7 protein-coding genes are annotated in these 6,471 nt (G+C 73.9%); 5 read left to right on the forward strand and 2 right to left on the reverse strand.

Annotated features, from left to right (window positions below):
* Positions 1 to 193: 193 nt before the first annotated feature.
* Complete coding sequence (locus ACFV0O_RS17180) at positions 194 to 1,339, reverse strand: MBL fold metallo-hydrolase (RefSeq protein WP_380342123.1); 1,146 nt, start codon at positions 1,337 to 1,339, stop codon at positions 194 to 196.
* 314 nt (positions 1,340 to 1,653) lie between these two features.
* Here ACFV0O_RS17180 and fabG point away from each other — a divergent pair, with 314 nt between their 5' ends.
* Together fabG and fabI are read left to right on the forward strand one after the other, a co-directional pair.
* Positions 1,654 to 2,373 (forward strand): 3-oxoacyl-[acyl-carrier-protein] reductase, encoded by a 720-nt coding sequence (gene fabG / locus ACFV0O_RS17185; protein WP_360265174.1) that lies wholly within the window; start codon positions 1,654 to 1,656, stop codon positions 2,371 to 2,373.
* Between the two features lie 2 nt (positions 2,374 to 2,375).
* On the forward strand, positions 2,376 to 3,143 hold the full coding sequence (gene fabI, locus ACFV0O_RS17190; RefSeq protein WP_360265176.1) for an enoyl-ACP reductase FabI: 768 nt from the start codon (positions 2,376 to 2,378) through the stop codon (positions 3,141 to 3,143).
* Between the two features lie 79 nt (positions 3,144 to 3,222).
* Here fabI and ACFV0O_RS17195 read toward each other — a convergent pair whose 3' ends face one another.
* Entirely contained in the window at positions 3,223 to 3,897 is a 675-nt protein-coding gene (locus tag ACFV0O_RS17195) for a FadR/GntR family transcriptional regulator (protein WP_360265179.1), read from the reverse strand.
* Between the two features lie 123 nt (positions 3,898 to 4,020).
* On the opposite strand from ACFV0O_RS17195, the gene ACFV0O_RS17200 reads away from it, so the two are divergent.
* The 3 genes from ACFV0O_RS17200 to ACFV0O_RS17210 all read left to right on the forward strand — a co-directional run bounded on the left by ACFV0O_RS17200 (position 4,021) and on the right by ACFV0O_RS17210 (position 6,340).
* Positions 4,021 to 5,322, forward strand: coding sequence for a CynX/NimT family MFS transporter (locus tag ACFV0O_RS17200; RefSeq protein ID WP_380342128.1), 1,302 nt, complete (start codon positions 4,021 to 4,023; stop codon positions 5,320 to 5,322).
* Between the two features lie 189 nt (positions 5,323 to 5,511).
* Entirely contained in the window at positions 5,512 to 5,634 is a 123-nt protein-coding gene (locus ACFV0O_RS17205; protein WP_360265184.1) for an SGM_5486 family transporter-associated protein, read from the forward strand.
* Positions 5,635 to 5,812: 178 nt separating this feature from the next.
* Entirely contained in the window at positions 5,813 to 6,340 is a 528-nt protein-coding gene (locus ACFV0O_RS17210) for a SixA phosphatase family protein (protein ID WP_380342131.1), read from the forward strand.
* The last annotated feature ends 131 nt before the right edge of the window (positions 6,341 to 6,471 follow it).

Here is a 6,471-nt window from a genome sequence, read left to right on the forward strand (position 1 = left end):
ACTCTTCCCCCGCCCCGGGGTGCCCCCCCCCGCCTCCCGCGCGGGGGGGCGGGGGGGGCGGCCGGGGGGGGGGGCCCCCCCCCCCCGCCCGCGCCGGGCGTCGCGGGACCCTCCGGAGGGCCTTCGCGAGCCCCCGGCGGGGTCCCGGAGAGCGCCCTGGTGGTGGGCCTGATGGGGGCCTGGTGGGGGGCCGTCAGCCGACGGACTCCCACCAGCCGTCGAGCTCGGGCGGGTTGTCGACGTCCACCCGCTCGCCGGGGCGAGGCACGGCCAGCGGGACGGCGTGCTCCTTGGCCTCCTTCACCAGCCGCTCGACCGGCTCGGCCCACGGGTGCAGGCCGAGGTTGAAGGTGCACCAGTGGACGGGCACCAGCAGGCCGGCGGAGAGGTCCCGGTGGGCGAGGACGGCGTCCTCGGGGGTCATGTGGATGTCGGCCCAGGCCGCGTCGTAGGCGCCGATCTGGACCAGCGCGGCGTCGAACGGGCCGTGCCGCTCGCCGATCCTGGCGTAGCCCTCGAAGTAGCCGGAGTCTCCGGTGTAGAAGACCTTGCGGTTCGGGCCGGCGATCACCCAGGAGCCCCAGAGGGTGGTGTTGCGGGTCAGGCCGCGGCCGGAGAAGTGGTGCGCCGCGGTCAGGGTGAGCACCAGCTCGCCCAGGTTGCAGGTCTCGTCCCAGTCCAGCTCGATGATGCGGTGTTCCGGGACGCCCCAGCGGCGCAGGTGGGCGCCGATGCCGAGCGGCACCGCGAAGGGGGCGGACTGGCTGCGCACCAGGCGCTTGACCGTGGCCATGTCCAGGTGGTCGTAGTGGTCGTGCGAGATCAGTACCGCGTCGACCGGCGGCAGCTCCTCCAACTCGACCGGCACCGGGTGCAGCCGCTTGGGGCCGAGGTGCGCGGCGGGGGAGCAGCGGTCGCTCCAGATCGGGTCGAGCAGCACCCGGAAGCCCTCGACCTCGACGAGCACGGAGGCGTGCCCGTACCAGGTGATCTCCACGCCCTCGGCGGCCGGACCGGGCGGGGTGGCGGGACGGACGGTCGGCACCGGGTGGGCGGGGACGCGGCCCTCGCGCTCGAACAGCATCCGGCGGGCGGTGGCGCCGTCGAAGCCCGGGGCCCCCGAGGTGCGGGCGAGGGTCGAGGGCGCGTTGTGGAAGACGCCGTCGCGGTACTGCGGGGAGTTGCGCACCCGCTCCTCGCGGTCTCCGTCCGGCCGGCGGCCGAACGCCGCCGGCAGGTCGCGCAGCGCCCAGGCCGCAGCGCCCAGGCCGGCCGCCAGGGCGGTGAGGGTCAGCAGTCGTCCGCGTCGGGGGGTGCTCCCCGGCCGTGCCTTGGTCATCCGCTCTGCCTTCGTCGCTCGCCGGAATTGGTCGGGGTGAACCGTACGACAGGTCCCCGGCCGGCCCCCACCACGGGGCAACGGGTGCGGCCGCCCGTGTTGTTCCCGCACAGTGGCCCCGATCCGGGCCCGGCCGGGGCCTGGGCGGTGTCGCCGGGCCGGGCCGGAGAGGCGGGGGCGGGTTGTCGGATTGCGACAGTTCCTTCGGTGCGGCGCTGTGGGAGCCCGATGCGCCGCCACCGTCGACCGCCCGATAGCGTCACACTGCGTACGCATTCCGACGTACGCGCTCACACACGGAGAGAGGTGGATCGTTGAGCCGCTCGGTTCTCGTCACCGGAGGAAACCGGGGCATCGGCCTCGCGATCGCCCAGGCCTTCGCCGAGGCGGGCGACAAGGTCGCCATCACCAGCCGCTCGGGCGAGGTGCCCGAGGCCCTGGAGAAGTACGACGTCCTCGCGGTCCGCTGTGACATCACGGACGCCGCGCAGGTCGACGCCGCCTTCACCGAGATCGAGCAGAAGCACGGCGCGGTCGAGGTGCTGGTCGCCAACGCGGGCATCACCAAGGACACCCTGCTGCTGCGCATGTCGGAGGAGGACTTCACCTCCGTCGTCGACACCAACCTGACCGGCACCTTCCGTGTGGTCAAGCGCGCCTCCAAGCTGATGATGCGCGCCAAGAAGGGCCGTGTCGTCCTGATCTCGTCCGTGGTGGGCCTGTCCGGCTCGCCGGGCCAGGCCAACTACGCCGCCTCCAAGGCCGGCCTGGTGGGCTTCGCCCGGTCGCTGGCGCGCGAGCTCGGCCCGCGCAACATCACCGTCAACGTGGTCGCCCCCGGCTTCGTCGACACCGACATGACCGCCGTGCTCAGCGACGAGCGCCGCGCGGAGATCGTCGCGGGCGTGCCGCTGGGCCGCTACGCGGCGCCCGCCGAGGTCGCGTCCACCGTGCGGTTCCTCGGGTCGGACGAGGCCGCGTACATCACCGGAGCCGTCATTCCCGTCGACGGCGGATTGGGCATGGGTCACTGATCATGAGTGGAATCCTCGAAGGCAAGCGGATCCTGATCACCGGCGTGCTGATGGAGTCCTCCATCGCGTTCCACACCGCCAGGCTCGCGCAGGAGCAGGGCGCGGAGATCATCCTCACCGCCTTCCCGCGCCCGAGCCTGACCGAGCGGATCGCCAAGAAGCTGCCGCACCCGGTCAAGGTGCTGTCGCTGGACGTCTCCAACCCGGAGGACCTGGCGGGCATCGCCGACCAGGTCCGCGAGACCCTGCCGACCCTGGACGGCATCGTCCACTCGATCGGCTTCGCCCCGCAGGACGCGCTGGGCGGCAACTTCCTGGACACCCCGTGGGAGTCCGTGGCCACCGCGATGCACGTCTCGGCGTACTCGCTGAAGTCGCTGACCATGGCGCTGCTGCCGCTGATGCAGGACGGCGGCTCGGTCGTCGGCCTCACCTTCGACGCGCAGTACGCGTGGCCGCAGTACGACTGGATGGGCCCGGCCAAGGCCGCCCTGGAGTCGACCAACCGCTACCTGGCCCGCTACCTGGGCTCGCGGGACATCCGCTGCAACCTGATCTCGGCGGGCCCGATCGGCTCGATGGCCGCCAAGTCCATCCCGGGCTTCGGCGACCTGGCCGACACCTGGAACCACCGCTCCCCGCTGAAGTGGGACCTGAGCGACCCGGAGCCGGCCGGCCGCGGTGTCGTCGCGCTGCTGTCGGACTGGTTCCCGAAGACCACCGGCGAGATCGTCCACGTCGACGGTGGTCTGCACGCCATCGGCGCCTGACGCCCCGCCCGTACGCCGCTGCCCGGCACCCCTCCCGCAGGGGGTGCCGGGCAGCGGCGTTCCCGCGTTCCCCCGGGGCTCAGGACTCGGCGGTCGCGCAGGCGCCGATGGCGCGGCCGGCCTCGACCGAGGCGCGCTGGGCGTCGCCGGCCCGGATGGCGTCCAGGATCGTGTCGTGGCCGATGTAGCGCTCGGCGATCAGCTCCGGGCCGACGTCGTGCCGCAGGTGCGCGCGGGTGACCTCGCCGAGGTCGGCGTAGACGGCGAGCAGCACGTCGTTGTGGGCGGCCGCGACCACGGCCTGGTGGAAGGCGGCGTCGGCCTGGACGAAGTCCTCGGCGTCACCGGAGTGCCAGGCGCCCTCCCGGCGGGCCAGGGCGCCGTCCAGCAGCTCCAGGTCGCGCCCGGTGCGGCGCTGGGCGGCCAGGCCGGCCGCCGAGGTCTCCAGTGCCGCCCGCAGCTCGGCGACCTGCGCCTGGTCGGCGTCGGCGAAGCGGCGGTGCATCACCCCGGCCAGTTCGCTGGTGGCCAGCACGTAGGTGCCGGAGCCCTGGCGGATGTCGAGCAGGCCGTTGTGGGCGAGGGCGCGGACGGCCTCGCGCACGGTGTTGCGCGCGACGCCCAGCTGCTCGACCAGGGCGGCCTCGGTGGGGATGCGCGAGCCCACCGGCCACTCCCCGGAGGTGATCTGGGCGCGCAGCTGGGCGATCACCTGGTCGGACAGCGGGGTGCGCCTCGGCGAGGACAGCGCCACGGGGACTCCTTGCGACTACGGCTCGGGGCGGCCTGGGTGGAACGTGGCCGTCGGATGAACGGTCGGCACATCATGCCAATTCCAGGGTGCATCAATTCATCCCATCATTCTATGATGGCGCACATGCCCGCAGCAGAGACCACCGCTTCCCCGTGGAACCAGGCCAGGCCGCAGACCGAGCGGCCCGCCGACCCCGCCCCTTCCACCTCCTCCTCCACCGGCCGCCCGGGTTGGCTGTTCGCCGTCGCGATCGCCGCCGCCGCCTTCAACCTGCGCCCCGTGGTCACCAGCCTCGGGCCGCTGCTCGACCAGGTCCGAGCCGACCTCGGGATGAACCCGACCCTCGCCGGACTGCTCACCGCGGTCCCCTCGCTGTGCTTCGGGCTGTTCGGCTTCGCCGCACCCACGATGGCCCGGCGGATCGGCCCGATCGCGGTGATCACCGCGGGCATGGCCGCGATCACCGCGGGCGTGCTGGCCCGCTCCTTCGCCGGCGGCACCGGGGTGTTCCTGCTGCTGACCGCGCTCGCCCTGGCCGGCGTGGCCGTCTCCAACGTGCTCATCCCGGTGGTCATCAAGCGCTACTTCCCGGAGAAGGTCGGCCCGATGATCGGCCTGTACTCCATGGCGCTGTCCGCCGGCACCGCGCTGGCCGCCGCCGTCACCGTGCCGCTGACCGCCTCCCTCGGCGGCGACTGGCGCTTCGGCCTGGGCATCTGGGCGGGCCTCGGCGCCCTGGCCCTGCTGCTCTGGCTGCCGGTGCTGATCACCAGGCGCGAGCGCGGCGAGCGGGCGGGCGGCGCCGCCGTCCCCGCCAAGCTGCCGATCACCCGCAGCCGCACGGCCTGGGCGCTGGCCTGCTTCTTCGGCCTCCAGGCCACCGGTGCCTACGTGGTGATGGGCTGGCTGCCGAAGATCTTCCAGGACGCCGGCATCGACAAGGGCACCTCCGGGGTGCTGCTCGCCGTGACCATGGTGATCGGCGTGCCGGTCTCCTTCGTCCTGCCCAACCTGGCCGCCCGCCGCGGCGACCAGCGGCTGTTCGTGGTCGTGCTGGCCTCCTGCGGCATCGCCGGGTACGCCGGGTTGGCACTGGCCCCGGCCGGTGCGCCGTGGGTCTGGGCGGTCCTGGTGGGCCTGTCCAACTGCGCCTTCCCGCTGGTGCTGACGATGATCGGGCTGCGCGCCCGGACCTCGGGCGGGGTGGCGCAGCTGTCCGCCTTCGCCCAGGGCGTCGGCTACCTGATCTCCATCCCGGGCCCGATCCTGATCGGCCGGATCTACCAGGTCACCGGCGAGTGGTACGGGCCGCTGGGCTTCCTGGCGCTGCTGCTGGTGCCGCAGATGCTGTTCGGCCTGCGGGCCGCGATGGCCCGGCACATCGAGGACGAGGCGGTCCGCCCGGCGGAGCCGGTCAAGGCCTGACCCCCGGGCCCGGCGTCGAGCGGCCGGGGCCCGGGGTGGTCGGCCGGGGTGCGGTCGCCCGGGGCGGTCGGCCGGGGCGCGGAGTGTCCGGGGTGCCGGAGGTCAAGGGCCGGCTGCGAAGGTCAAGGGCCGGCCAAGGCGGCGGGGGCGCCGCAGGACGGGCGTGTTCGGGGTGGGAGAATTCCCGACATGCCCGTTCTCGACCCGAACCCGACCGACGGCCGCAAGCAGCTCGGCCGTATCGCCCTGGCCTTCGGCGCCATCGTGGTGCTGGTGGCGGTCATCGCCTCCGTCGCCACCTCGATGGGCTGACGACCGTCCGGTCCGGTGACCGCTGGGCCGTCCGCCTGGCGGCCGTCCGAGCCGACGGCCGTCCGACCGCCGTCCGACGTCCCGGTGGACGGGCCATGATGGCACCCGACACCCGGGGGAGTGGCGGCAACCGGGAGCATCGCGCCACCCGGCGGCTTTTCTGCCAAGCTTGCTGGGTATGAGCGCCGACACGCCCCGCAGGATCATCGTTCTCCGTCATGCCAAGGCCGACTGGCCGAACGGCGTGGACGACCATGAGCGGCCGCTGGCCGACCGGGGCCGCCACCAGGCCCCGGACGCCGGCCGCTGGCTGGTCGACTCCGGCATCAACCCCGACTACGTGCTCTGCTCCACGGCCCTGCGCACCCGCGAGACCTGGAAGCTGGCGGCGCACGAGCTGCCCAAGCGGGCTCGCAAGACGGTGTACGAGGACCGGATCTACGAGGCCAGCCCCGGTGAGATCATCGCCGTCCTCCACGAGACCCCGGAGGAGTACGCGGACGTGGTGCTGGTCGGCCACAACCCCGGCGTGCTGGGCCTGACCCAGGTGCTGGCCGGGGACGCGGGCGACCGGGACGCGCTGGAGCGGCTGCGGCTCGGCGGCTTCCCGACGGCGGCGATCGCGGTGCTCAGCTTCGGCGGCTCGTGGAAGGGCGTCGAACCGGGCGTGGCCGAGCTGGTCTCGTACTACACGCCGCAGGACTGACCGGAAACGTACGGGAGGGGGGGGGGGGTGAGGGGGCGGCGCCCCCCCCCCGCGAGACCCGGGGCCCCCGGGGGGGGCCCGGCCGGGGGGGGGTGCCCGAGCCCCCCGGGGGGGCCCCCGGGGACCACAGC

Source organism: Kitasatospora sp. NPDC059577 (genome assembly GCF_042735475.1).
GTDB lineage: Bacteria > Actinomycetota > Actinomycetes > Streptomycetales > Streptomycetaceae > Kitasatospora.